Annotated in this window: 24 protein-coding genes; 11 read left to right on the top strand and 13 right to left on the bottom strand. The window is 60.8% G+C overall.

The annotated features are described in order from the left end of the window. Positions 1-17: 17 nt before the first annotated feature. Complete coding sequence (locus tag WH91_RS18095) at positions 18-695, bottom strand: YggS family pyridoxal phosphate-dependent enzyme (protein WP_046172412.1); 678 nt, start codon at positions 693-695, stop codon at positions 18-20. Between the two features lie 131 nt (positions 696-826). Here WH91_RS18095 and leuS point away from each other — a divergent pair, with 131 nt between their 5' ends. From leuS to holA, 3 genes are read left to right on the top strand one after another with little or no spacing between them, the layout of a single operon-like run. Further along, positions 827-3,436, top strand: coding sequence for a leucine--tRNA ligase (gene leuS, locus WH91_RS18090; RefSeq protein ID WP_046172411.1), 2,610 nt, complete (start codon positions 827-829; stop codon positions 3,434-3,436). Between the two features lie 4 nt (positions 3,437-3,440). Beyond that, on the top strand, positions 3,441-3,932 hold the full coding sequence (locus WH91_RS18085) for a hypothetical protein (protein WP_046172410.1): 492 nt from the start codon (positions 3,441-3,443) through the stop codon (positions 3,930-3,932). Next, on the top strand, positions 3,932-4,954 hold the full coding sequence (gene holA / locus WH91_RS18080; protein ID WP_046172409.1) for a DNA polymerase III subunit delta: 1,023 nt from the start codon (positions 3,932-3,934) through the stop codon (positions 4,952-4,954). The genes WH91_RS18085 and holA overlap by 1 nt, the downstream gene beginning before the upstream one ends. A gap of 84 nt (positions 4,955-5,038) precedes the next feature. Here holA and WH91_RS18075 read toward each other — a convergent pair whose 3' ends face one another. The 8 genes from WH91_RS18075 to hemE all read right to left on the bottom strand — a co-directional run bounded on the left by WH91_RS18075 (position 5,039) and on the right by hemE (position 13,859). Then, the gene (locus WH91_RS18075; protein ID WP_046172408.1) at positions 5,039-5,914 is read right to left on the bottom strand and encodes a ParB/RepB/Spo0J family partition protein; all 876 of its coding nucleotides are present in this window, start codon (positions 5,912-5,914) and stop codon (positions 5,039-5,041) included. Positions 5,915-5,923: 9 nt separating this feature from the next. Continuing rightward, positions 5,924-6,730 carry a ParA family protein gene (locus WH91_RS18070; protein WP_082102257.1) on the bottom strand — a complete coding sequence of 269 codons (807 nt, stop codon included), beginning with the start codon at positions 6,728-6,730 and terminating at the stop codon, positions 5,924-5,926. Positions 6,731-6,755: 25 nt separating this feature from the next. Continuing rightward, on the bottom strand, positions 6,756-7,403 hold the full coding sequence (gene rsmG / locus WH91_RS18065; RefSeq protein WP_052952945.1) for a 16S rRNA (guanine(527)-N(7))-methyltransferase RsmG: 648 nt from the start codon (positions 7,401-7,403) through the stop codon (positions 6,756-6,758). Further along, entirely contained in the window at positions 7,403-9,265 is a 1,863-nt protein-coding gene (gene mnmG / locus WH91_RS18060; RefSeq protein WP_046172407.1) for a tRNA uridine-5-carboxymethylaminomethyl(34) synthesis enzyme MnmG, read from the bottom strand. Before mnmG ends, rsmG begins: the two co-directional genes overlap by 1 nt. Positions 9,266-9,430: 165 nt before the next feature. Continuing rightward, complete coding sequence (gene mnmE / locus WH91_RS18055; RefSeq protein WP_046172406.1) at positions 9,431-10,717, bottom strand: tRNA uridine-5-carboxymethylaminomethyl(34) synthesis GTPase MnmE; 1,287 nt, start codon at positions 10,715-10,717, stop codon at positions 9,431-9,433. Positions 10,718-10,769: 52 nt separating this feature from the next. Then, the gene (gene rho, locus WH91_RS18050) at positions 10,770-12,035 is read right to left on the bottom strand and encodes a transcription termination factor Rho (RefSeq protein ID WP_046172405.1); all 1,266 of its coding nucleotides are present in this window, start codon (positions 12,033-12,035) and stop codon (positions 10,770-10,772) included. Positions 12,036-12,373: 338 nt separating this feature from the next. Then, a complete protein-coding gene (gene hemJ, locus WH91_RS18045; RefSeq protein ID WP_046172404.1) occupies positions 12,374-12,802 on the bottom strand; it encodes a protoporphyrinogen oxidase HemJ in 429 nt (142 codons plus the stop codon). A 31-nt stretch (positions 12,803-12,833) separates the two neighbouring features. After that, the gene (gene hemE, locus WH91_RS18040) at positions 12,834-13,859 is read right to left on the bottom strand and encodes a uroporphyrinogen decarboxylase (protein WP_046172403.1); all 1,026 of its coding nucleotides are present in this window, start codon (positions 13,857-13,859) and stop codon (positions 12,834-12,836) included. Between the two features lie 433 nt (positions 13,860-14,292). On the opposite strand from hemE, the gene WH91_RS18035 reads away from it, so the two are divergent. The 4 genes from WH91_RS18035 to dnaQ are packed head-to-tail and all read left to right on the top strand — an operon-like array spanning position 14,293 to position 17,039. Further along, positions 14,293-14,895, top strand: coding sequence for a Maf family protein (locus WH91_RS18035; RefSeq protein WP_143077994.1), 603 nt, complete (start codon positions 14,293-14,295; stop codon positions 14,893-14,895). Next, positions 14,892-15,722, top strand: a complete 831-nt coding sequence (locus tag WH91_RS18030) for a shikimate dehydrogenase (protein ID WP_046172401.1) — start codon at positions 14,892-14,894, stop codon at positions 15,720-15,722. The genes WH91_RS18035 and WH91_RS18030 overlap by 4 nt, the downstream gene beginning before the upstream one ends. A 1-nt stretch (position 15,723) precedes the next feature. Next, positions 15,724-16,320, top strand: coding sequence for a dephospho-CoA kinase (gene coaE / locus WH91_RS18025; protein ID WP_046172400.1), 597 nt, complete (start codon positions 15,724-15,726; stop codon positions 16,318-16,320). Further along, positions 16,317-17,039 (top strand): DNA polymerase III subunit epsilon, encoded by a 723-nt coding sequence (dnaQ, locus tag WH91_RS18020; RefSeq protein ID WP_046172399.1) that lies wholly within the window; start codon positions 16,317-16,319, stop codon positions 17,037-17,039. The genes coaE and dnaQ overlap by 4 nt, the downstream gene beginning before the upstream one ends. Positions 17,040-17,087: 48 nt before the next feature. Here dnaQ and secB read toward each other — a convergent pair whose 3' ends face one another. Together secB and WH91_RS18010 are read right to left on the bottom strand one after the other, a co-directional pair. Then, a complete protein-coding gene (secB, locus tag WH91_RS18015) occupies positions 17,088-17,603 on the bottom strand; it encodes a protein-export chaperone SecB (protein WP_046172481.1) in 516 nt (171 codons plus the stop codon). A 79-nt stretch (positions 17,604-17,682) separates the two neighbouring features. After that, the gene (locus tag WH91_RS18010) at positions 17,683-18,135 is read right to left on the bottom strand and encodes an FxsA family protein (protein WP_158409602.1); all 453 of its coding nucleotides are present in this window, start codon (positions 18,133-18,135) and stop codon (positions 17,683-17,685) included. A 157-nt stretch (positions 18,136-18,292) separates the two neighbouring features. Here WH91_RS18010 and WH91_RS18005 point away from each other — a divergent pair, with 157 nt between their 5' ends. The 3 genes from WH91_RS18005 to WH91_RS17995 are packed head-to-tail and all read left to right on the top strand — an operon-like array spanning position 18,293 to position 20,002. Continuing rightward, entirely contained in the window at positions 18,293-19,006 is a 714-nt protein-coding gene (locus tag WH91_RS18005) for a Tim44/TimA family putative adaptor protein (RefSeq protein ID WP_046172398.1), read from the top strand. Between the two features lie 29 nt (positions 19,007-19,035). After that, complete coding sequence (locus WH91_RS18000) at positions 19,036-19,623, top strand: Smr/MutS family protein (protein ID WP_046172397.1); 588 nt, start codon at positions 19,036-19,038, stop codon at positions 19,621-19,623. Positions 19,624-19,633: 10 nt separating this feature from the next. Then, entirely contained in the window at positions 19,634-20,002 is a 369-nt protein-coding gene (locus tag WH91_RS17995) for a helix-turn-helix domain-containing protein (protein WP_046172396.1), read from the top strand. Positions 20,003-20,158: 156 nt separating this feature from the next. Here WH91_RS17995 and hslU read toward each other — a convergent pair whose 3' ends face one another. Continuing rightward, positions 20,159-21,463 carry an ATP-dependent protease ATPase subunit HslU gene (gene hslU, locus WH91_RS17990; protein WP_046172395.1) on the bottom strand — a complete coding sequence of 435 codons (1,305 nt, stop codon included), beginning with the start codon at positions 21,461-21,463 and terminating at the stop codon, positions 20,159-20,161. 65 nt (positions 21,464-21,528) lie between these two features. Beyond that, complete coding sequence (gene hslV / locus WH91_RS17985; protein ID WP_046172394.1) at positions 21,529-22,086, bottom strand: ATP-dependent protease subunit HslV; 558 nt, start codon at positions 22,084-22,086, stop codon at positions 21,529-21,531. Between the two features lie 133 nt (positions 22,087-22,219). Here hslV and hisB point away from each other — a divergent pair, with 133 nt between their 5' ends. Next, positions 22,220-22,807, top strand: coding sequence for an imidazoleglycerol-phosphate dehydratase HisB (gene hisB / locus WH91_RS17980; protein ID WP_046172393.1), 588 nt, complete (start codon positions 22,220-22,222; stop codon positions 22,805-22,807). Positions 22,808-22,920 lie beyond the last annotated feature (113 nt).

Raw genomic sequence — 22,920 nt, 5'->3', positions numbered from 1 at the left:
AATACCAAGAATGAGAACTATTTAAGCGGTGGACGGTAGCCGAACAACGCCGAACCCACCCGAATATCGGTGGCGCCCATTGCGATACCGACCTCGAAGTCGCCGCTCATACCCATCGAAAGACGGGCAACGCCGGCTGCGCGACCGAGGCCTGCCAGCTGCGCAAAGTACGGACCGGGCGGCAGGCCATCGGGTGGAATACACATCAGCCCGACCACATCGAGCCCATGCACGTCGCGACAGCGGCTGACGAATTGCACGGTCTCAGCCGGCGCAATGCCCGCTTTTTGTTCTTCCAGCCCGATATTGACCTGCACAAAGCAAGCGAGCTTGCGGCCGGACAGCGCCATTTCAGCGGCAAGAATGCCGGCGAGCTTGTCGCGATCTAGCGTCTCGATCACATCGAACAGCGCCACCGCCTCGCGCGCCTTGTTGGTCTGCAATGGTCCAATCAGGTGCAGTTCCACGTCCGGGAAGCGTTGGCGCAGGCCAGGCCACTTGGCCTGAGCCTCCTGCACCCGGTTTTCGCCGAACACGCGCTGGCCGGCTTCCAGAAACGGCTCGATCGCCTCGGCGTCGAAGGTCTTGGAAACGGCGACCAGTTCGACCCGTTCGGTTGACGCCCCAAAGCGCGCCTGGGCGCTGGCGATACGCGTGCGGATGGCCTCTAGGCTGTTGGCTGCGGCTGAGTCCATGCTTTCGCCCTGTTCCTGTTGACCTTGGTGGGGAATTCTGGTGATGGTCCGGTAGCCAAAATCCCCCAGAAACGCAAGCAGCGCCGGACTCTGCCGTGCACCTTGCGCAAATATTACCCAAGGACGAGCAAGTGAGCGGCGAACGCTACAATCCGCGCGAAATGGAACCCAAGTGGCAGAAGGTCTGGGACGATAACCAGAGCTTTGTCAGCTCCAATGACGATCCGCGCGAACCCTATTACGTGCTCGAGATGTTCCCCTATCCATCGGGCCGCATCCATATGGGCCATGTGCGTAATTATTCCATGGGCGACGTGGTGGCGCGATATCACCGCGCCAAGGGCAAGAACGTGCTGCATCCGATGGGTTGGGACGCTTTCGGGCTGCCGGCGGAAAACGCCGCCATCGAGCGCCACACCCACCCCGGCACCTGGACCCGCCAGAACATCGCCGCGATGAAGGCACAGCTCAAGTCGATGGGTCTTGCCATCGACTGGACCCGCGAAATCGCCACCTGCGAGCCGGAGTATTACCAGCACCAGCAGTCGATGTTCATCGACATGATGGCGTCGGGCCTCGTCACCCGCAAGCAGTCCAAGGTCAACTGGGACCCGGTCGACATGACCGTGCTGGCCAACGAACAGGTCATCGACGGCAAGGGCTGGCGCTCCGGCGCCCCGGTGGAACAGCGCGAGCTGACCCAGTGGTTCTTCAAGATTTCCGAAATGGCCGAAGAGCTGTTGAGTGGCCTCGACGGGCTGACCGAATGGCCGGAAAAAGTGCGCGTCATGCAACGCAACTGGATCGGCAAATCGCAGGGCCTGGCTTTCGACTTCGGCCTCAAGGGCGCGCCGCAGGGCTTTGACACCCTGCCCGTCTACACCACCCGCCCAGACACCATGCGCGGCCCGACCTTTGCCGCCATCGCAGCCGACCATCCGCTGGCCAAGGCGCTGGCTGAGGGCAATCCCGAGGTCGCCGCTTTCAACAAGCTGTGCCAGCAGGCCGGCACCTCCGCCGAAGCGCTGGAAACCGCGGAAAAGCTGGGTTTCGACACCGGCATCAAGGCAACCCATCCCGCTGACCCAAGCTGGGAGCTGCCGCTCTATATCGCCAATTTCGTGCTGATGGACTATGGCACCGGCGCCATCATCGGCTGCCCGGCGCATGACCAGCGCGACCTCGACTTTGCCCGCAAGTACGACCTGCCTGTCATTGACGTTTTCAAGCCGCTCGACAGTAACGAACCCGTAGGCGACGAGGCCTTTTCGCCCCCCAAGACCCAGGCCGTACGCTATGTGCAGTGGTTTGGCGAGACCGGTGCCGAACTGAGCGTGCAGGAAGCCATGGACCAGACGCTGGCCCTGTTCCAGGCCAACGGCTGGGGCAAAGCCCAGACGCAATATCGCCTGCGCGACTGGGGTGTTTCACGCCAGCGCTATTGGGGCTGCCCTATTCCGGTGATCCATTGCGAGGTCTGCGGCACCCTGCCGGTGCCAAAGAAAGACCTGCCGGTCGTGCTGCCCGAGGATGTCACTTTCGACAAGCCGGGCAATGCGCTGGATCACCACCCGAAATGGAAGCATGTCGACTGCCCGCAATGCGGCGGCGCAGCACGGCGCGAAACCGACACCATGGACACGTTCGTCGATAGCTCCTGGTACTACACCCGCTTTACCGCACCGCATGCCGATACGCCGACCATTCCGGCAATTGCCAATCGCTGGCTGCCGGTCGACCAGTATATCGGTGGTGTCGAACACGCGATCCTGCACCTGCTGTATTCGCGCTACTTCACCCGCGCCATGAAGGCGACCGGCCATGTGGCGCATGACGAGCCGTTCAAGGGCCTGTTCACTCAAGGCATGGTGACCCACGAGACCTACAAGGCGCCAGCCGGCGAGTGGGTCGCGCCGGCCGATATCGTCATCGAAACCTTTGGCGAAGGACGCCGGGCCACTCATCTCAGATCGGGCGAGACGATCAGCATCGGCTCTATCGAAAAGATGAGCAAATCCAAGAAGAACGTGGTGGATCCCGACGAAATCGTCGCCACTTACGGCGCCGATACCGCGCGCTGGTTCATGCTGTCGGATTCCCCGCCCGAGCGCGACGTACAATGGACCGAAGCCGGCGTCGAAGGCGCCAGCCGCTTCCAGCAGCGCGTCTGGCGGCTGGTCGGCGAAACCATCGATCTGGTGAAACAGTCCTTAGGCACTGTTACCGGTTCTGACGACAGTGAGGCCCTATCGTTACGCAAGATCGTGCATCGCGCCGTGCACAATGTGGGCAGCGATATCGAAGGCCTGCGCTTCAACCGCGCCGTCGCCCAGATCTATGAACTGACCAACGCGCTGGTGCGCTCGGCCGGACTGGTCGCCGCGGCACCGGCAAGCCGCATTGCGGCCCTTGCCGAAGGCGTGGAGCGGCTGATTCAGCTTATCGCGCCGATGATGCCCCATCTGGCCGAAACCTGTTGGGAAGCGCTCGGCAACAGCGGTCTTGTGGCAGATGCCCTCTGGCCGCCGGTCGATCCGGCGCTGCTGCTCGACGACGAAGTCACCATGCCGATCCAGATCAACGGCAAGCGCCGTGGCGAAATCACTGTGGCCAAGGGCATGGCGGCGGCCGAGGTCGAGGCACTGGTCTTGTCAATGGACGAGATAGTCCGCATTCTGGACGGCAAGGCACCTAAGAAGATCGTCATCGTCCCGGACAGGATCGTCAATGTCGTGGTCTAAAACAATGCGCAGCCTCGCCTTAACGGCCACCTTGCTGGTTTCGGGCGCGCTGCTGGGCGCCTGCAGCTTTCAGCCGGTCTACAGCGGCGCATTGACTAGCCAACCGCTGCTCAACCTCGCTTATGCCAAGCCGGCAAACCGGCTCGAACAGATCGTCTATCAGGAGCTGTCGCTCCGGCTCGGCTCCTCGACGTCGGAAACTGCCCCACTGGCCCAGGTCTTCGTCTCGGTCGGTCTCGGCGGCATTGGCGGCCTTACGGCAACCGGCAATCCGAGTGCGCCGTCCCGCGCAACCGCGACGGCCACCCTGACCATCACGCAACGCGACGGCAGCACCACGAAGCCGCTGGTCATCACCCGCGTTGCCATCGCCCAATACAGCACCAACAGCCAGGTCTTCGCCAACAATACCGCCGCCACCGAGGCTGGCGAACGCGCCGCAAAATCCGCCGCCGAATCGCTACGCCTGGCAGTTCTGGCCGCGCTCAGCCGCTAATGGGATCACTCAAGGCGCATGAGGTCGCGCGGTTTCTCGTGCGGCCCGACATCACTGAGGGCATTTTCCTTGCCTATGGTCCGGATTCCGGCCTGGTGCGCGAGACTGCACAGCGTCTGATCAAGCAGCTTAGCGGCGATGATCCCGAATCCGCCAGCGTAGTCACATTGGACGGCAGCGAAGTCGACGCCGACCCGTCCATTCTGGCCGTCGAAGCCCGGACCATGTCGCTGTTTGGTGGCAAGCGCATCGTGCGGGTGCGCGGCGCCAGCAAATCGATTGTCATGACGCTGACCGAACTGCGCGACGACGCCGGCGGCGCCGCAATCGTGCTTGAAGCCGGCAACCTGACCCCAAAGGACGCACTGCGCGCCTTGGTGGAGGCGGCAAAGCTCGGCCGCGCCCTGCCCTGCTATCCCGACAGCGATGAAACACTGCAGTTGCTAATTCGCGAGAGCTTTAACCAGCAGGGCATCCGCGTCGATGCGGACGTGGTGACTACCCTACGAGAAATCCTCGGCAATGATCGCGAAATCACCCGCCGCGAGCTGGAAAAGCTCAGCCTCTACGCCGCCAAGAGCAAGGTTCTCACCCGCGAGGACGTGCTTTTATTGTGTGCCGACAACGGCATGCTGGTCATCGACGCCATTCTCGATGCGACAGGTGGCGGCCACGCCGAGCGGCTTGAACTCGCCCTGAACCGGGCGCTGTCATCTGGCGTCGATCCGCAACGCCTGCTCGCCATGGCCACAATGCACTTCGCCAGCCTACGTCGCTGGCGTACCGAGGTCGATACCGGCAAAAGCCCACGCATGGTGCTAGATAGCTCACGTCCCAAACCGCATTTTTCCAGGGCCTCGGGCCTGGAGCAACAATTGCGCCTGTGGTCGGATTCCGCACTGGCTACTGCGTCTGAGCGCATTTTGCAGGCCACCGGCGAGAGCCGCCGCCGCCCCGCCCTGGCCGATCCCATCCTGCGCCGAGCTTTGCTCGCCATCTGCATAATGGCCGCATCGCACTGATCCGTAACGTCATGGTTTCACGTGAAACGCAAAACGCCGTCTCAGCCTACGCTGAGACGACGTCTAATAATCTAGTGTAACCAGTTAGTTAGCGTATCCCGTCAGCTTGACGCAGAGACCATCAAGCTGCTCCAGCGTCTTGTACCGGATCTCCAGCTTACCGCCGCGCTCGCTATGCGCCAGCGATACCGACAGCCCCAGTGCATCCGAAAGGCGGCGTTCCAGCGCCACAGTATCGGCGTCACGATCGACACGCGCCACGCTCGGCTTATTAGTACCCGCAACTTCGCGCTGCTGGCTCAGCGCCTCAGCCTCACGCACCGACAGACCACCCGAGACAATCTGGCGGGCCAATGTTGTCGGGTCTTCGGCGGTGATCAGCGTACGAGCATGACCAGCCGTCAGAGTTCCGCTGGCAACCATGCTGCGCACATCTTCCGGCAGCTTGAGCAGGCGTAGGGTATTCGCCACATGCGACCGGCTCTTGCCTATGACCTGGGCGAGGTCCTGCTGGGTATATTCAAACTGCTCGATCAGCTGGCCGTAGCCCATGGCTTCTTCGAGCGGGTTGAGATCAGCGCGCTGCACGTTCTCGATAATGGCAAGCTCAAGCGCTTCCTTGTCATCGACGTCGCGAACGATAACCGGCACGTCATGCAGGCCGGCCTTTTGCGCCGCGCGCCAGCGGCGCTCGCCAGCAATCAGCTCAAAAATGTTTGGATCGTTGCTGGGACGGACCAGCAAAGGCTGCATCACGCCTTTTTCGCGGATCGAATTGGTCAGATCTTCGAGTTGCTCGGGATCGAAACTCCGCCGTGGATTGGAGCGGTTAGCGATGATGAACTCGACGGGCAGCTTCTTGATGCCACCTGACTCAGTGACGCGGGCGCCCTCAACAGTCGCCATGTCGCCGATCAGAGCCGCGAGGCCGCGACCGAGACGTGTTGGTTTTTCGTTCATATCGGGCTCCTAGGCCGCCGCTGCCGTGAGCTGGCGCTCACGACGGATCACTTCGGTGGCGAGGCGCAGATAGGCCTGGCTGCCGGCACATTTCAGATCATATAAGAGAGCAGGCTTGCCATAGGATGGCGCCTCGCTCAGCCGCACATTGCGCGGAATGACGGTGTCATACACCAAATCACCCATTTCGCTGCGCACGTCGGCCAGCACCTGCTCACTGAGGTTGTTGCGCTTGTCGAACATGGTCATCACCACGCCCTGGATCGACAGGTTCGGGTTGAGCGTCGAGCGAATCTGCTCGATTGTCTGCAGCAATTGGCTGAGGCCTTCCAGCGCAAAAAACTCGCATTGCAGCGGCACCAGCACGGCGTCGGCCGCAACCAGAGAATTGATAGTCAGCAGATTCAGTGAAGGTGGGCAGTCGATCAGAATATAGCTAACCGGCTTGTCATTAATGCTGAGCTCGCTGAGATGCTTGAACGCGTCGCGCAGCTTGAAAGCCCGGTCAGTATGGGCAGCTATGGTGAGCTCGACGCCCAACAGGTCCATAGTGGATGGCACGATAGCGACATTTGGAACGCCCGTCATGATCGCCGCCTGGGCGACGGTTGCCTCGCCCACCATCAGGTCATAAGACGACACTTCGCGATTGGTGCGCGAGATGCCAAGCCCCGTCGAGGCATTGCCCTGAGGGTCTAGATCGACGATCAATACCCGCTCGCCAATAGCGGCCAGGGCGGTTGCAAGATTGATGGCAGTCGTGGTTTTACCCACGCCGCCCTTTTGGTTGGCCAGTGTCAAAATACGGGGCGCCACTATTCGGCCTCCAGCTCGTTCGCCGCTAACTAACTGATTTCGCACGCAAATTTGTGAGCGTGAGCAAGACACCGCTAGTATCGATGTCACTGGCTTGTATTAACACGTCGTAATCAAAGTGCGTAGCCGTTTCCGCCAGTTCTTCAACATGTTCCCGTCCTTTATGCAAAATCGCCCGGGTTTGGGGCCCGAAGAACGGCTTTATCCAAGTGCACAATTGGGGGAGAGACGCCAAAGCCCGCGATGTGATGACATCAGGCACGGGTGTTTCACGTGAATCAATCTGGTCGCTACGAGCGCCTTCAACGGTAACCAGCAGCCCCAGTTCTCGAGCAACGGTTCGCAGAAAGCTAACTTTGCGGCTGTTCGGCTCTATCAGCGTGAAAAATGCCGGGGTGCCCTTGAGCGCTATAGCCAGTGGCAAAGCGGGTAGACCTCCACCGCTTCCCAAATCCAGGAACGCTTGATCTGTCGGCTTGAGCAGCGTTAATACTTGCAAGCTGTCGGCGAAATGTCGAGTCCACACCTCATTCAGTGTTTCACGTGAAACAAGATTCTGCACGGCCTGCCACTTGTGCAGCAGTTGAGCATATAATTCCAGATCAACCGCCACGTTCGCCAGGGGGCGCGCAAAGTATTGAGCATAACACTCAATTGCGGATTCATCAGACACTAGCTCGCCTTCCGGAATTCGCCACGTCGGATAACCGCCAGCAGCAGTGTGACAGCAGCCGGGGTCATACCATCCATAGATTGCGCTTGGGCAATGGTCTGAGGAAGATATTGCGCCAGCTTCTGGCGCAGCTCCATCGAAAGGCCAGGAATAACAGCGTAGTCCAGATTCTCTGGAATGGGCTTCTGCTCATCACGACGCACCGCCTCAATGTCATTGCGTTGACGGTCGAGATACACGGCGTATTGCGCATCGACGACGAGCTGCTCGATGATGTTGGCCGGAATACTGGCAATTGCAGGCCACAGGCGGGTGACGTCGGCGGGCGTCACATCGGGATAAGACAACAATTCAAACGCCGACCGCGCCTTGCCGTCTTCGTTGACAGCTATTCCGGCTTTCCGCGCGGCCGTGGGGGAAGTGACCATTTCGGACAAAAGTTGCCGACCATGCGTCATTCCATCCGCCTTCACCGAATAAAGTTCACGGCGCTCTTCGCCAACCAGTCCGGTTTCGATGCCCAATGGTGTCAGACGCTGGTCAGCGTTATCCGCGCGCAAATGCAGGCGAAACTCCGCACGCGAGGTGAACATGCGGTAAGGTTCGGAGACGCCGCGCGTCACCAGATCGTCCACCATCACCCCGAGATAGCTCTCTGTGCGCGACAGGATCATCGGAACCTCGCCGCGCGCCGCCAGTGCGGCATTGGCGCCAGCGAGCAGGCCTTGTGCGCCGGCCTCTTCATAACCTGTCGTGCCGTTGATTTGCCCCGCCAGATACAGTCCGGGCTGACGCTTGACCTCGAGCGTGAGACGCAGCTCGCGCGGATCGACATAGTCATACTCGATGGCATAGCCCGGCCGGATGATGCGGACGTTTTCCAGGCCCGGCATTGAACGCAGAAAGGCTTCCTGCACATCCGCTGGAAGTGATGTTGATAGACCGTTTGGATAGATGGTCTGGTCGTCCAGCCCTTCTGGCTCAAGGAAGATCTGATGACTGTCGCGATCGGCAAAACGGACCACCTTGTCCTCGATAGACGGGCAATAGCGCGGGCCACGGCTCTGGATGCGGCCTGAATACATTGCCGAGCGATGCAGATTATCGGAGATGATCCGATGGGTCTCGGCCGTGGTGCGTGTCATATGGCAGGAGACCTGCCGCGTGGTTATGGCCTTGGTCAATGCGGAAAACGCCTCGGGCGGATTATCGCCTGGCTGCTCTTCGAGGGTAGAGAAGTCTATACTGGTGGCGTCGAGCCGCGCTGGCGTCCCCGTCTTGAGACGGCCCAGCTGCAGGCCAAGATTGTCGAGGCGCGTTGAAAGACCGAGCACCGACTTTTCTCCGAGCCGCCCCGCTGGAGTGCTTTCTTCGCCGCGATGGATCAGGCCACGCAGGAAGGTGCCTGTGGTCAGCACCACCGCCTTGGTGCCGATACGGCGACCATCGAGCAGCACGACGCCACTGACCACGCCATCGGTCACTTCGATATCGTCGACCTCACCCTCGATGACGTCGAGATTGGGTTGCGCCGTAATCGCTGCCTGCATGGCCTCGCGATAGAGCTTACGGTCAGCTTGGGCACGAGGCCCACGGACTGCCGGTCCCTTGCGACGATTGAGCACGCGAAACTGAATACCCGCCTGATCCGCTACCTGGCCCATCAGACCATCCAGCGCGTCGATCTCCCGCACCAGGTGGCCCTTGCCCAGCCCGCCGATAGCCGGATTACAGCTCATTTCGCCGATGGTCGCAAACTTGTGCGTCACCAGGGCCGTGGCAACCCCCAGTCGCGCCGAGGCGGCTGCGGCTTCTGAGCCTGCGTGTCCACCTCCAACCACGATGACGGCATAATCGGTCATGCGAATATCTCCAGCCCGGCTCAATAGGCCAATGTTTCACGTGAATCAATTCTTGGGTGGTTGGGATACCCTGGCATCGTACCACTCGAGCACAGCTATCGTGGCATTGTGCCTGAAATCGCACCACAGGAGCGATTTGCGATACGGCAAAATGTTTCACGTGAGTCATTTGCCGATACAGAAGCTGGCAAACAGACGATCCAGTACGCGCTCGGCGTCGATACGACCCACCAGGCGCTCAAGAGATTGCGACGCAATTCGCAGGCTCTCGGCAGCCAGTTCAGGTGATGTTAGGTGCAGGCTGGCGTCATCCAGCGCATGGAGAGATTCTGACAAGGCGATGCGGTCGCGCTCCCGGCTGAGCAGGGGTGGCTCGCCCGTGGTCAAAGTCCCGCCCAGGTCCGATATCACCTCCAGGAGTTTTTCCATCCCCTCGCCGGTTCTTGTCGAGACCAATACATCAGCGGCCGCGTTCAATCCAATATCTGCCTTGGTGCCAACGCGTATCGAACCTTCGGGCGCGATGCCATTGTCGGTGATATCCGGTGCGGTCAGCCACAACACTATGTCTGCCTGTTCAATGGCCAGCTTGGCTCTACGGACCCCTTCCGCCTCAGCTTTGCTGTCGGTGTCACGCAGGCCGGCGAGATCGAGCAGAATGTAGAGCTGTCCGCCAATATCGAGCGGAACCTCACGAACGTCGCGCGTGGTGCCGGCCTCGTCCGTGACAATGGCGATATCGGATTTCGCTAGAGCGTTGAGTAAGCTGGATTTTCCGACGTTTGGTGCGCCGGCTAGCGCCACTCGAATGCCTTCACGGATAATACGGCCGCGTTCAATGGAATCGACTGCAGCGTGTATGTCAGCACGTAACGCGGCGATGCTGCCGCCAAACTCGGGCGGTAGTGCCTCCTCGACATCACCTTCGTCGGAGAAGTCCAGCCGGGCTTCTATTTCGGCGCGCAAATCCAGCAGTTGATCGCGCCAGCCGTCAATGCGTTGGGTTAGCCCGCCCTCGAAACGCGCCAGCGCCTGGCGGCGCTGGTTCTCCGTTTCGGCGTCCAGCAAGTCGCCCAAGCCTTCAATCTCGACCAGATCGAGCTTGCCATTTTCGAAGGCGCGACGCGTGAACTCACCAGCTTCCGCCAGTCGTGCGCCCTTGCCACTCAGGAGCTTCAGTATAGCGCGAACGCCAGCGCGCGAGCCATGCACCTGCAGCTCTGCGCAATCCTCGCCGGTGAAGCTGTGCGGCGCCGGAAACCAGGCGATAAGGCCACGATCCAGCAGGCTATCCTGCCCGATCGCCCGTAGCGTCAAGCGCCGCGGTTCGGGAAGGTCACCCGCGATGTCGGTGAGAAGAGTTGCCACGGCGGGGCCAGAAAGCCGAATAACCGCTACGCCGGAGGGCGGTGCCCCGGAGGACAGCGCCACGATGGTGTCGCCTGACCGCATCTTGGGTCAGGCGAAATGATGGGCGGCGGCAGGATGCAGCGCGCCCATTGGATCAGGTATTCATCGAGTCGAAGAAGTCGGAATTGGTCTTGGTCTGGCGGACCTTGTCGACCAGGAATTCCATGGCGTCGATAGTCCCCATCGGATTGAGGATACGGCGCAGCACATACATCTTCTTGAGGATATCGGGGTCGACCAGCAGTTCTTCCTTGCGGGTACCGGACTTGGTGATGTCCAGCGCCGGGAAGATGCGCTTGTCGGCGACCTTGCGATCCAGGATGATTTCCGAGTTACCGGTGCCCTTGAACTCTTCAAAGATCACTTCGTCCATGCGCGAACCGGTGTCGATCAGTGCTGTCGAAATGATGGTGAGCGAACCACCGTCCTCGATGTTGCGGGCGGCACCGAAGAAGCGTTTCGGGCGCTGCAGTGCATTGGCGTCAACGCCGCCAGTCAGCACCTTGCCCGAGGACGGCACAACGGTGTTATAGGCGCGGCCAAGGCGGGTGATCGAATCGAGCAGGATGACGACGTCGCGCTTGTGTTCGACCAGGCGCTTGGCCTTTTCGATAACCATTTCCGCAACCTGGACGTGACGCGATGCTGGCTCGTCAAAGGTCGAGGAAATAACTTCGCCCTTCACCGAGCGCTGCATGTCGGTCACTTCTTCGGGCCGCTCGTCGATCAGCAGCACGATGAGATAGCATTCGGGATGATTGGTGGCGATTGATTGTGCGATATTCTGCAACAATACCGTCTTACCGGTACGCGGTGGCGCAACAATCAAGGCGCGCTGGCCCTTGCCGAGCGGCGCTACAAGATCGAGCAGCCGCGCCGAACGATCCTTGACGGTGGGATCGGGCAACTCCATGCGGAGCCGCTCTTCGGGGTAGAGAGGGGTCAGGTTGTCGAAGTTCACCTTGTGGCGAACCGCCTCGGGATCTTCGAAATTGATGGTGTTGACCTTGAGCAGCGCGAAGTAGCGCTCGCCATCCTTGGGAGACCGGATCTGGCCTTCGACCGTGTCGCCGGTGCGCAGACCGAAGCGGCGAATCTGGGATGGACTGACATAAATGTCATCGGGGCCCGGCAGATAGTTTGCGTCCGGGGAGCGCAGGAACCCGAAACCGTCTGGCAGGACTTCAACGACGCCTTCGCCGGTGATGTCGACTTCCTGGGCGGCCAATTCCTTGAGGATGGCAAACATCAATTCCTGTTTGCGCATGGTCGAGGCATTCTCGACCTCGTGTTCTTCAGCGAACACCAGGAGTTCGGCCGGAGATTTGGCCTTGAGCTCACTGAGCTTCATATTCTGCATTTAGCGGGAAACCCTATTGGGAAACTATGATCGTCTTGGTCGGCGATATTTGGGAGGGGTAGGCACCGCGCAGCGACCGGGGAGATCAGCTAGTATTTGGGATGCGTTGAAAATCATGTAGCGCGAACTGCCGAGGTTTTCAAGATTGAAACTGCGAGCAGACCTGGATTCACGTGAAACGCTTGCTCTTGTCACCACGCTGTCCATTGACGCGGTCATCCCGCGCTTGACCCAATATCCATCCTGAAATGGTCGTTGAACCACTTGGCGGCCAGCCCGCCATCTCGGGATAGGCCCAGGGTCAAGCCCGGGGTGACACCGCTTATGCGGATCGATGGTCAGAACGGCTTCACGATCACCATGATGACAATCACGATGGCTATGACGAAAGGTATCTCGTTGATGGAGCGGTAGAATTTGTGAGAACGGGTATTCCGGTCTTCCTTGAACGCCCGCAACATGCCGCCGTACCAGCCATGCACCCCGCTGAGCGCGATGACCATGGCGGCTTTGAGCCACATCCAGCCCATCGAAAAATCGACGATGCCAAAGCCGAAGGCCAACCACAGCCCAAAGATCCAGGTGGCGATCATCGCCGGGGTGATGATGCCGCGATATAGCCGGCGCTCCATCACCTTGAAAGTCTCGGACTTGTCGGACCCCACCACAGATTCGGCGTGATAGACGAACAGCCGCGGCAAATACATCATCCCCGCCATCCAGGCGATTACCGAGATGACATGCAGCGCCTTGACCCATTCGTACACTTTTCGAACTCCTCAACAGTTCAAATCGGCTTTAGCCGTTTTTGAGCCGGTCAACCAGCCGCGCCACATGCTCGATCGGGGTTTCCGGCACGATGCCATGGCCCAGGTTGAAGATATGCGGCCGATCGGCGAAGGCGGCGAGGATTGCGTCAATCCTATCGTCGAGTTGCCGGCCGCCAGCGACCAGCCGAAGCGGATCGAGATTGCCTTGCAGCGGCAGGGTTTTGGGCAGGTTGCCCGCAAACGACAGTGGCGTCGCATAATCGATACCCATGGCATTAACGCCGGTCTCGGCCGCATAACGGGCAAGGTTGCCGGCTGCACCGCGCGGAAAACCGATGATCGGGGCGTTGGGCACGCGAGCCCGAACGCCGTCGACAATCCGCCGGTTGGGTTCGATGACGTGGCTGGTAAAAGCCTGATCGTCGAGATTGAGCGCCCAACTTTCGAACAGCTGCACCACATCCGCGCCGGCCTCAAACTGCGCCACCAGATAATTGATGCTGGTTTCGACCAAGACATCGAGCAGCGCCGCAAAGGCCTCCGGATGGCGCAGCGCAAACAAACGCGCCGCCGCCTGGTCCGACGAGCCGCGACCACCGATCATATAGGTCGCCACGGTCCAGGGAGAGCCACAGAAGCCGATCAGCGTCTTCTCCGGAGCCAGTGCCGCTCGCAGACGCCGCACGGTCTCCAGCACCGGCGCCAGATGCTCCAGCGGATCCTTCTTCATCCCCAGCCCGGCGATGCTTTCAGCACTCACCGGATCAAGCACGGGCCCTTCGCCCTGCTCGAAGCGGACCGACTGTCCCAGTGCGTCTGGGATGACCAAGATATCCGAGAACAGGATGGCCGCATCCAGATCGAACCGTCGCAGCGGCTGCAGCGTTACCTCGGTCGCCAGGTCGGGCGTATAGCACAGCTCGAGGAAGTTTTTGGTCTTGGCGCGGATCTCGCGATATTCCGGCAGGTAGCGACCAGCTTGGCGCATGATCCAGATCGGAGGCCGCTTCTGCTTTTCGCCAAGCACGGTTGCCAACAGAGGTTTGTGGGTCAAATCGCTCTTCCCTTCAAAACCCCAATAGAGTCTGTCTTACTTCGTATCAGTATTATCATAGCGGTGTTTTGAGCCAATTCACGGCAGTCCACAATTGGGCCCGTTGGCGGCACAAGCGCGCAGGGCGATGGTAAACAGCCTGTTAACGCGCGTTACAGTGTTTGCGTGTCAAGACCGCGCCACAATGGTTAACGAGACGTTAATCCGGCGACTCCGGAGTCAACGATTCGAATCCGCCTGTGCAAATCCGCTTGGCGGGAGCAGCCTTGCCTCGCAAGGTTATCCCCAGACCTATCCATAGGCGGCGGGCATGGGGTCACCGAGCTGGCCTGTTAATGTTTTGCTAACCAAGTCGAACAAGTTCGGCTCCGGTCCAAAGTCATGAGTCATTATCACAGCCTGGGCTTGAGCTGTGGATGACAGTGTGGAAAACATTGCCCCCATGTTGATCCTCGCGAGCCAGAGCCAAACCCGCAAAGCCTTGCTGCAGCAGGCTGGATTGGTGTTTTCGACGCATCCTGCCGAACTCGACGAACGCGCTCTGGAAGACGCGACTTTGGCGTCTGGCGGCGACGGACGCGATGTGGCGCTGCTGTTGGCCCAGCGCAAGGCCCTGACGGTTTCCGCCGACTATCCAGGCGCAATCGTGATCGGCGCCGACCAGACCTTGAGTCTGGGGACCGAGCTTTTGCACAAGCCTCTTGATCGGGATCAGGCCGCAATCCAGCTCGACCATCTGCGTGGCAAGACCCATCGCCTGCATGCTGCCGTGGCGTTAGCGCGCGATAACCAACTGCTGTGGTCCGATATTGAGACCGCGGAACTGACCATGCGCGAATTTTCCGCTGCCGAACGCGATGATGTTCTTAACCGCGAAGGTGAGGCGGTGCTGGGCTCGGTCGGCTCCTATCGCCTCGAAGGCCCCAGCATTCGCCTGTTCGAGACCGTGACCGGCGACTATTTCACCATTCTGGGCCTGCCCCTGTTGCCGCTGCTGGCGGCCTTGCGCAGCTTTGCCCCCGAGACCCTTACGTGACCATCAAAGCCTTCGTTATCGGCCATCCGATCAACCATTCCCGCTCGCCGCTGATCCACGGCACCTGGCTGAAACAGCTTGGCATCGACGGGAGCTATGAGGCCATCGACGTTGCGCCGGCCGAGTTGCCAGCGTTTTTCGAGCGCCTGCGCAGCGGCGAATTTGCCGGCGGCAATGTCACCATTCCGCACAAGGAAGCAGTGTTTGCGCTGTGCGACGAGGTTGATCCACTGGCCCGCATGATCGGCGCGGTGAACACGCTGGTGGTGCGCGACGGCAAGGTGCTGGGCAGCAACACCGATTATCTCGGCTTCCTCGGCAATCTCGATGCTGGCGCTCCCGGCTGGTCGGATGGTCCAGATGATGCGCTGATCATTGGGGCCGGAGGTGCGGCCCGTGCCGTTCTGGTCGCGCTTCGGCGGCGCAACGGTGGCAGGGTTCACGTGCTTAACCGGACGCTGGTCAATGCCCAGACGCTGCTCGACGAAATCGACGGGCCGTTCGAGGCCAATGGCTTCGAGGATTTTGCCGAACTGGCGCCTCATATCGGCCTGCTGGTCAATACCAGCTCGATCGGCATGCATGGCAGCCGCTTCGACTGGCTCGATCTCGGCCTGTTGCCCGAGACGGCACTGGTCACCGACATCGTCTATACGCCGCTGCAGACGCCGCTGCTGATAGACGCCGTCATGCATGGGCTCAAGACCGTCGATGGTTTGGGCATGCTGCTGCATCAGGCAGTGCCGGGCTTTGAGGCCTGGTTTGGTACCCGGCCAAGCGTCACGCCGGCGCTGCGCGCAGCAATTGAAGCAACTCTGGGGCAATGAGATGTGGCGTATCGGACTGACCGGCTCCATCGCCACTGGCAAGTCCACGGTGCTCAAGGCCTTTGCCGATCTGGGCGTGCCGGTGCTGTCGGCCGATGATGTGGTGGCCCAACTCTACGGCGGCGAGGCCGTGGCGCCCGTAGAGGCGGCTTTTCCCGGCGTGACCCGTGATGGCGTCATCGACCGCAATTTGCTGTCGCAACAACTCGCGAAGGACCAATCCGGCTTCAAACGGCTGGAGGCGCTGGTACATCCGCTGGTGCGCGCCGGTATTGCCCGCTTCATGGACGAGGCCCAAGCAGCCGGCCATGAACTGGCGGTGGTGGAAGTGCCGCTACTGTTTGAAAGCGGCTATGACTATGGCTTCCGTGCCGTTGCGGTGACCTGGGTGGATGATGCCACCCAGCGGCAGCGGGCGTTGGCCCGACCCGGTATGACGGTGGAAAAGCTCGACACGATCATTGCCCGCCAGATGCCACAGGCGGAAAAGAAGGCACGCGCTAGCTACCTGTTCGACACCGGTATGCCGCAAGACAAGACCATTGCCATGGTCGCGGCGCTTGTCGCCACCATCAGAGCCAGAGGGCCAAAGCATTGAACCGTGAGATTGTGCTCGATACCGAAACCACCGGTCTGTCGCCCGCCCAGGGCGATCGCCTGGTCGAAATCGGCTGCGTCGAGCTGATCAATCACATTCCGTCCGGCCGCAATTACCACGTCTATTGCAACCCGCAGCGCTCGATGCCCGAAGAGGCCTTTCGCGTGCACGGGCTGAGCGAGGAATTCCTCAAGGACAAGCCGCTGTTTGGCGCTGTCGCCAAGGAATTCCGCGAATTCCTGGGCGATGCGCAGCTGGTGATCCACAATGCGCCGTTCGACATGGGTTTTCTCAATGCCGAGCTGAGCAAGGTCGGCCAACCACCCCTGAGCAACAAAGTGCTCGATACCGTGATGCTGGCCCGCGAAAAGCACCCCGGCGCTCGCGTTAGTCTAGATGCACTGTGCAAGCACTACGGCATCGACAACGCGCGCCGAACCCTCCATGGCGCGCTGCTCGACAGTGAAATCCTGGCCGAAGTTTACCTGGAGCTGCTTGGCGGCAAGCAGGTCAGCCTGGCGCTGATCGCCGAAACCCGCATTTCCGGCGCCGATGCAATTGCCACGCGTACCATTGTGGCGCAGCGGCCCGTGGCCCTGCCGACGCGCCTGTCGGCAAGTGAAGCCAAGGCCCATGCCGCCTTTATCGCCAAGATGGGCGGCGACGCCATCTGGGCGAAGTACGTCGAGGCCGACAGGACAGCCGTTCCCGCCCAATAAAAAGCCCCGGTCTCCCGGGGCTTTGGTCGGCTATTCTGATAGATCAGCCTAGTTCAAGGTCTCTGGTTCAACCGGAGCTGCCGGTGCCGTGCCTTGCTGTGCGGCCAACTTCTGCAGGTTCTGGCGATAAATCGATGCGAAATCCACCGGCTCCATCATTAGCGGCGGGAAGCCGCCCTGCTGGGTGACGCTGGCGAGCACCTGGCGCGCGAACGGGAAAATCAGGCGCGGGCATTCGATCATCAAAAGCTGGCTGAGCTGAACTTCCGGCACGTTCTTGAGGCGGAACACGCCGCCATAGACCAGCTCGACATTGAACAGCACCACGGCCTCGCGATTGGCCTTGGCATTGAGCGTCAGCTCGACCGCATACATGTCGTCGCTCTGCTTCTTGACGCCGACCGAGATCGAGACGTTGAAGGCTGGATTGCCGCCACCAGCCATGATCGAGGCAGGGGCGCCCGGATTCTCGAAGGAAAGGTCGCGGATATACTGACCCACCAGGTTCATCGAGGGTGGGTTGGCAGCCTGAGGGGCCGCGCCGCCCTGGTTATCGTCAGACATGTGCATCTAGTCCTTCAAGGGAAATTTATTGCCGGGTTGGCTAGCATCTTTGCGCCTGAGCGACAAGACGGAGCCCGTTTCAGCGCGGGCGATAGTCCTCGTCATCGAGATCGATCACGCCCTCGTTTCGACTGGCCGCCGGATCCTGCCGACGATAGGTTGCCGTCGTCGCGTCAACCACTGTCACCCGGCTGGCCAACGACTTATAAATCCAGCTTCGAACCGGGGGCAGCAACAGCGCCAAGGCGACAAAATCGCTGAGAAAACCTGGCAGCACCAGCAACAACGCCGCTAGGCCGATCATCATCGTATCGGCAATGGTTTTGCCGGGCATGCGGCCGGCGCTGACATTGTTGCGCAACTGGGTCAGCACGGAGAGCCCCTGCTGGCGTATCAAAACACCACCAAGAAGAGCCGCGCCGATGATCAGCGCAAGGGTCGGAAACAGGCCGATTGTCTGCCCCACCTTGATGAAGATGGCGATTTCCACGATCGGCAGGGCGATCAGCCCAAAGGCAAAAAATCGGATCAAGGTGGGGTTCCTCTCTGAATCCCTATGACAAAACGCCTCTCGCCCCATCGTGAACTGGTTTTGGGGTGAGGCTTTCCCTATATATAGGCCAACCAAGCGCTCAACGAGCGTCCCCGCGTCGTTTTTATTCGGCGCTCACGCCAAGGTGCACTGTTCAATGGATGAATTCTTCGATCTTCCCACCCTTATCGTGATTGCCGTTGCAGTCTTTGTGCTGTTCCGCCTGCGCTCGGTGCTCGGCACCCGCACCGGCAACGAGCGTCCCCCGGCCGAACGCCGCAAGCCCGCTACTGAGGCAGCGACCGACGATACGGTCGTGCCGATGCGTCCACGTGCCACCCCGGCTCCCGAGCAGGATGACGAATACCGCATCCGCAAGACCGACGCCGAAATCGAACAGATGGCCAAGAACAACCCGGAATTGGCTGCCGGCCTCAAGGATGTGGTCCAGGCCGACCTCAGCTTCACGCCCAAGAGCTTCCTCGAGGGTGCCAAGCAGGCCTATGAAATGGTCGTCACCGCCTATGCTGCGGGCGATCGGGTCACGCTGAAGAACCTCCTCGAAAAGGATGTGTTCGACGGCTTCCAGACTGCCATTGCCGACCGCGAGAAGGCCGGCCAGACCGTGGACTTCACTTTCGTCGGCCTGCCCAAGGTCGAAATCGCTGATGCCGAATACGACAGAAAGAACGTGCTGATCACCGTCCGCTTCCATGCCGAGGTGGTTTCGGCCACGCGCGACAAGGACGGCGCGCTGGTGGATGGCAATGCCGACCAGGTGCAGACCATCGCCGACGAATGGACCTTTGCGCGCAATCCCAAGTCGAAGGATCCGAACTGGAAAGTCGTCACCACCAGCCAGCTCGACTGATCTGAAGGCGGTTTGCGGCAGTCCCGACCATGTCCAAGCGTGATCCCAAACGGCTGCCGCACGACTTCCACCTGTGGACGGCGGTGGCTTCGACCGTCGATCCGCTGCGTCGCAAGGGCCTGCTGAAGATGTTGGCGGCAGGCCCGCTGCCGCTACCCGTGGCAGAACCCGCCCCGGTGGCGACCAAGCCACCGCCAGGCAAGAAGCCAGCAAAGAAACCGTTTCTGCCGCCCTATCAGGCGCCTTTGCCAACGGCCACCTATCCGGAAAAAGCCGTCGATCCGGCCATCCGCAAGAAGGTCGGCCGCGGCCGTATCGAGATCGATGGGCGCATCGACCTGCATGGCATGACCCAGATCGAAGCCCGCGGCGCATTGCACCGCTTCATGCACGCTCGGTTCGCGCGTGGCGACCGCACCGTGCTGGTGATTACTGGCAAGGGCCTCAAGACCGATAATGATTACATTGCCGCCATGACCGAGCGCGGCATCCTGCGCACCATGCTGCCGATCTGGCTCAGCGAGCCGAGCCTGTCGCCCATGGTCTCGGGCTGGAGTCTCGCCGCACGTGGCCATGGTGGCGAGGGGGCGTGGTATGTGCGCCTGCGCCGCGCATGAGAGCGCAACAATGACGCCGCTTGGTGCAAAGATAAGGGAATTACGCGAGGCGCGGAGCATTTCCCTTAAGGAAATGGCTGCGGCGCTGAATGTCTCGAGCGCCTATCTCTCGGCGCTCGAACACGGCAAGCGCGGCAAGCCCACCGGCTTCCTCCTGCATAGGATGATCACTTTTTTCAACGTCATCTGGGACGAGGCAGAGGAGCTGCAGCGCCTGGCCGAGATGAGCGACCCGAAGGTGACCATCGATACCGGCGGCCTATTGCCCGAGGCGACGGAGCTGACCAACCGGCTAGCCAGCGACATCGGCAAGCTGGAACTGGAGGATTTGCGGTTCCTGCGCGACGAGTTGGTGAAGCGAAGCGGCAAGAAGCGGTAGATTTGTCAGCCGGAAGTTTCAGTCGACACCCTCCCCCTTGCGGGGAGGGCCAGGGAGGGGGAGGTTTAGCCGCTATATAGGGGTTAACCGACACCCCCACCCAACCTCCCCCGTCGAGGGGGAGGTGCTGCCCCGCGCTTGAGGAAATATCGCGCCCTAAAGCACGAACTTGCTCAAATCCGTATCGGCCGCCAACACCCCAACCTTCTCCGCGACAAACGCTGCGTTGATCGCGATGGTGTGGCCCTGCTTGTCCGGCGCTTCGAAGCTGATGTCCTCCACCAGCCGCTCCATCACCGTCTGCAGCCGCCTTGCGCCGATGTTCTCGACCGAATTGTTGACCTTGACTGCAGCGTCGGCGATCGCCTCGATGGCGTCGGTGGTGAAGTCCAGCGTCACCCCTTCAGTGCCCATCAGCGCCACATATTGCTTGATCAGGCTATTGTCGGTCCCCGACAGGATCTGGATGAAATCCTCGCGGGTCAGCGCTTTCAGCTCGACGCGGATCGGCAGGCGGCCCTGCAGTTCCGGCAGCAGGTCGCTTGGCTTGCTGACGTGAAAGGCGCCTGAGGCGATGAACAGGATATGGTCGGTCTTGACCGGTCCATACTTGGTAGAGACCGTGGTGCCTTCGATCAGCGGCAACAGGTCGCGCTGCACGCCTTCGCGTGACGGACCGCCCTGGGCGCCGCCCTCGCGATGGGCCACCTTGTCGATCTCGTCGATGAAGACGATGCCATGGTTTTCCACCAGCTCGATGGCTTCGCGCTTGAGCTGTTCCTGGTCGAGCAGCTTGTCTGCCTCTTCGGCGATCAGCGGCTCATAGGCGTCCTTGACCTTGATCTTGCGCTTGACGCCGCGGCCACCCATCGCCTGCTTGAACATGTCGGAAATGTTGATCATGCCACCATTGGGCATGCCGGGAATCTCGAAGCCGCCGGCATTGGGCGCCGGCTGCATTTCGATCTCGATCTCGCTGTCGTCGATTTCGTTGCTGCGCAGTTTTTTCCGGAACGAATCGCGCGTCGATGGCGTGGCCGAAGTGCCGACCAGCGCGTCGAGCACGCGGTTTTCGGCATTGGCATGCGCCTGCGCCTGCACATCGGCACGGCTCTTGTCGCGCAGCACGGCAATGCCCGCCTCGACCAGGTCACGGATGATCTGCTCGACGTCGCGGCCGACATAGCCCACCTCGGTGAACTTGGTGGCCTCAACCTTGATGAACGGTGCCTGTGCCAGCCGGGCCAGCCGCCGGGCGATCTCGGTCTTGCCGACGCCGGTCGGCCCGATCATCAGGATATTCTTGGGCGTGATCTCGCGCCGCATCTCGGGGCTGAGCTGCTGCCGGCGCCAGCGATTGCGCAATGCGACCGCAACGGCGCGCTTGGCATCATGCTGGCCCACGATATTACGGTCGAGTTCGGAAACGATCTCGCGTGGCGAAAAATTGGTTTCAGTCATTTTATCACTTTCCGGACCGCTCGGAAGCCGGCCCTCGTGCGCTGCTTGTCAGGCCAGCGCCGGTGCTAATCGAGCTCGATGGTTTCAAGCGTCACATTGCCATTGGTATAGACGCAGATTTCCTCGGCGATCTTCATGGCGCGACGGGCGATATCCTCGGCGTCGAGGTCGGTCGCCTGGTGTAATGCGAGAGCCGCGGAGTGTGCGTAATTGCCCCCCGAGCCGATGGCGATGACGCCATGGTCAGGCGTCAGCACGTCACCCGTGCCGGTCAGCACCAGCGTATCGGTCTTGTCGGCGACGATCATCATGGCTTCGAGCTTGCGCAGGTAGCGATCGGTGCGCCAGTCCTTGGCCAGCTCGACGGCAGCGCGCATCAGCTGGTCGGGATATTGCTCAAGCTTGGCTTCGAGCCGCTCGAACAGCGTGAAGGCATCGGCGGTCGATCCGGCAAAGCCGCCGATCACCTTGCCACCGGCCAGGCGACGCACCTTCTTTGCGGTATGTTTCATCACGGTTGGGCCCATGGAAACCTGGCCGTCGCCAGCCACCACGACCTTGTTGCCCTTGCGAACCGACACGATGGTCGTGCCGTGCCAGCCGGGCGAATTGTTGTCACTCATTTGGGATAGATACTCCGAAGTGTTGACTGATATTTAGGAGACCGCGGCGGGAATGCAATGCGGTACCCGGCAACGCAATCTTCACGCCGCCGTGCCTATCTGCTACGGAGCCGCGACTTTCCGGAGACAGCCCATGCGCACCGCTTCCATCGCCCGCAAGACCAACGAGACCGAGATCAATGTTTCGGTGAACCTCGACGGCACCGGCGCGCATAGCATGGCGACCGGCATCGGCTTTTTCGATCACATGCTGGACCAGCTGTCGCGCCACTCGCTGATCGACATGGACGTGACTTGCAAGGGCGACCTGCACATCGACTTCCACCACACGGCGGAGGATGTCGGCATCGCGCTGGGCCAAGCCATCCTGAAGGCCCTCGGCGACAAGAAGGGCATCCGCCGCTATGCCTCGGCCGACCTGCCGATGGACGGCACGCTGACCCGGGCGGCGCTGGATGTCTCCGGCCGGCCGTTCCTGGTGTTCCGAGCCGAGTTCAACCGCGACAAGGTCGGCGAGATGGACACCGAGCTGTTTCGCGAATTCTTCCAGGCCTTCGCCATGAATGCCGGCATCACGCTGCATATCGAAAACTTCTACACCGACAACAACCACCATCTCGCCGAATCGATGTTCAAGGCCGTTGCACGGGCTTTGCGCGAAGCGGTCGAGATCGACCCGCGGGTTGGTGATCGGGTCCCCAGCACCAAGGGTACGCTGTAAAGCAAGAATACCCCCACCTCGCCTCCCCTGAAAAGGGGGAGGAATCTGCCTGGTGGCTTTGGCAACATACTGCGGCATACACGATCAGCTCCTCCCCATCTTCAGGGGGAGGT

Source organism: Devosia psychrophila (genome assembly GCF_000971275.1).
In the GTDB taxonomy this organism is placed as follows: Bacteria; Pseudomonadota; Alphaproteobacteria; order Rhizobiales; family Devosiaceae; genus Devosia; species Devosia psychrophila.
Note: the sequence above shows the minus strand (reverse complement) of the source record. Positions and strands in the feature narration are given on the sequence as shown.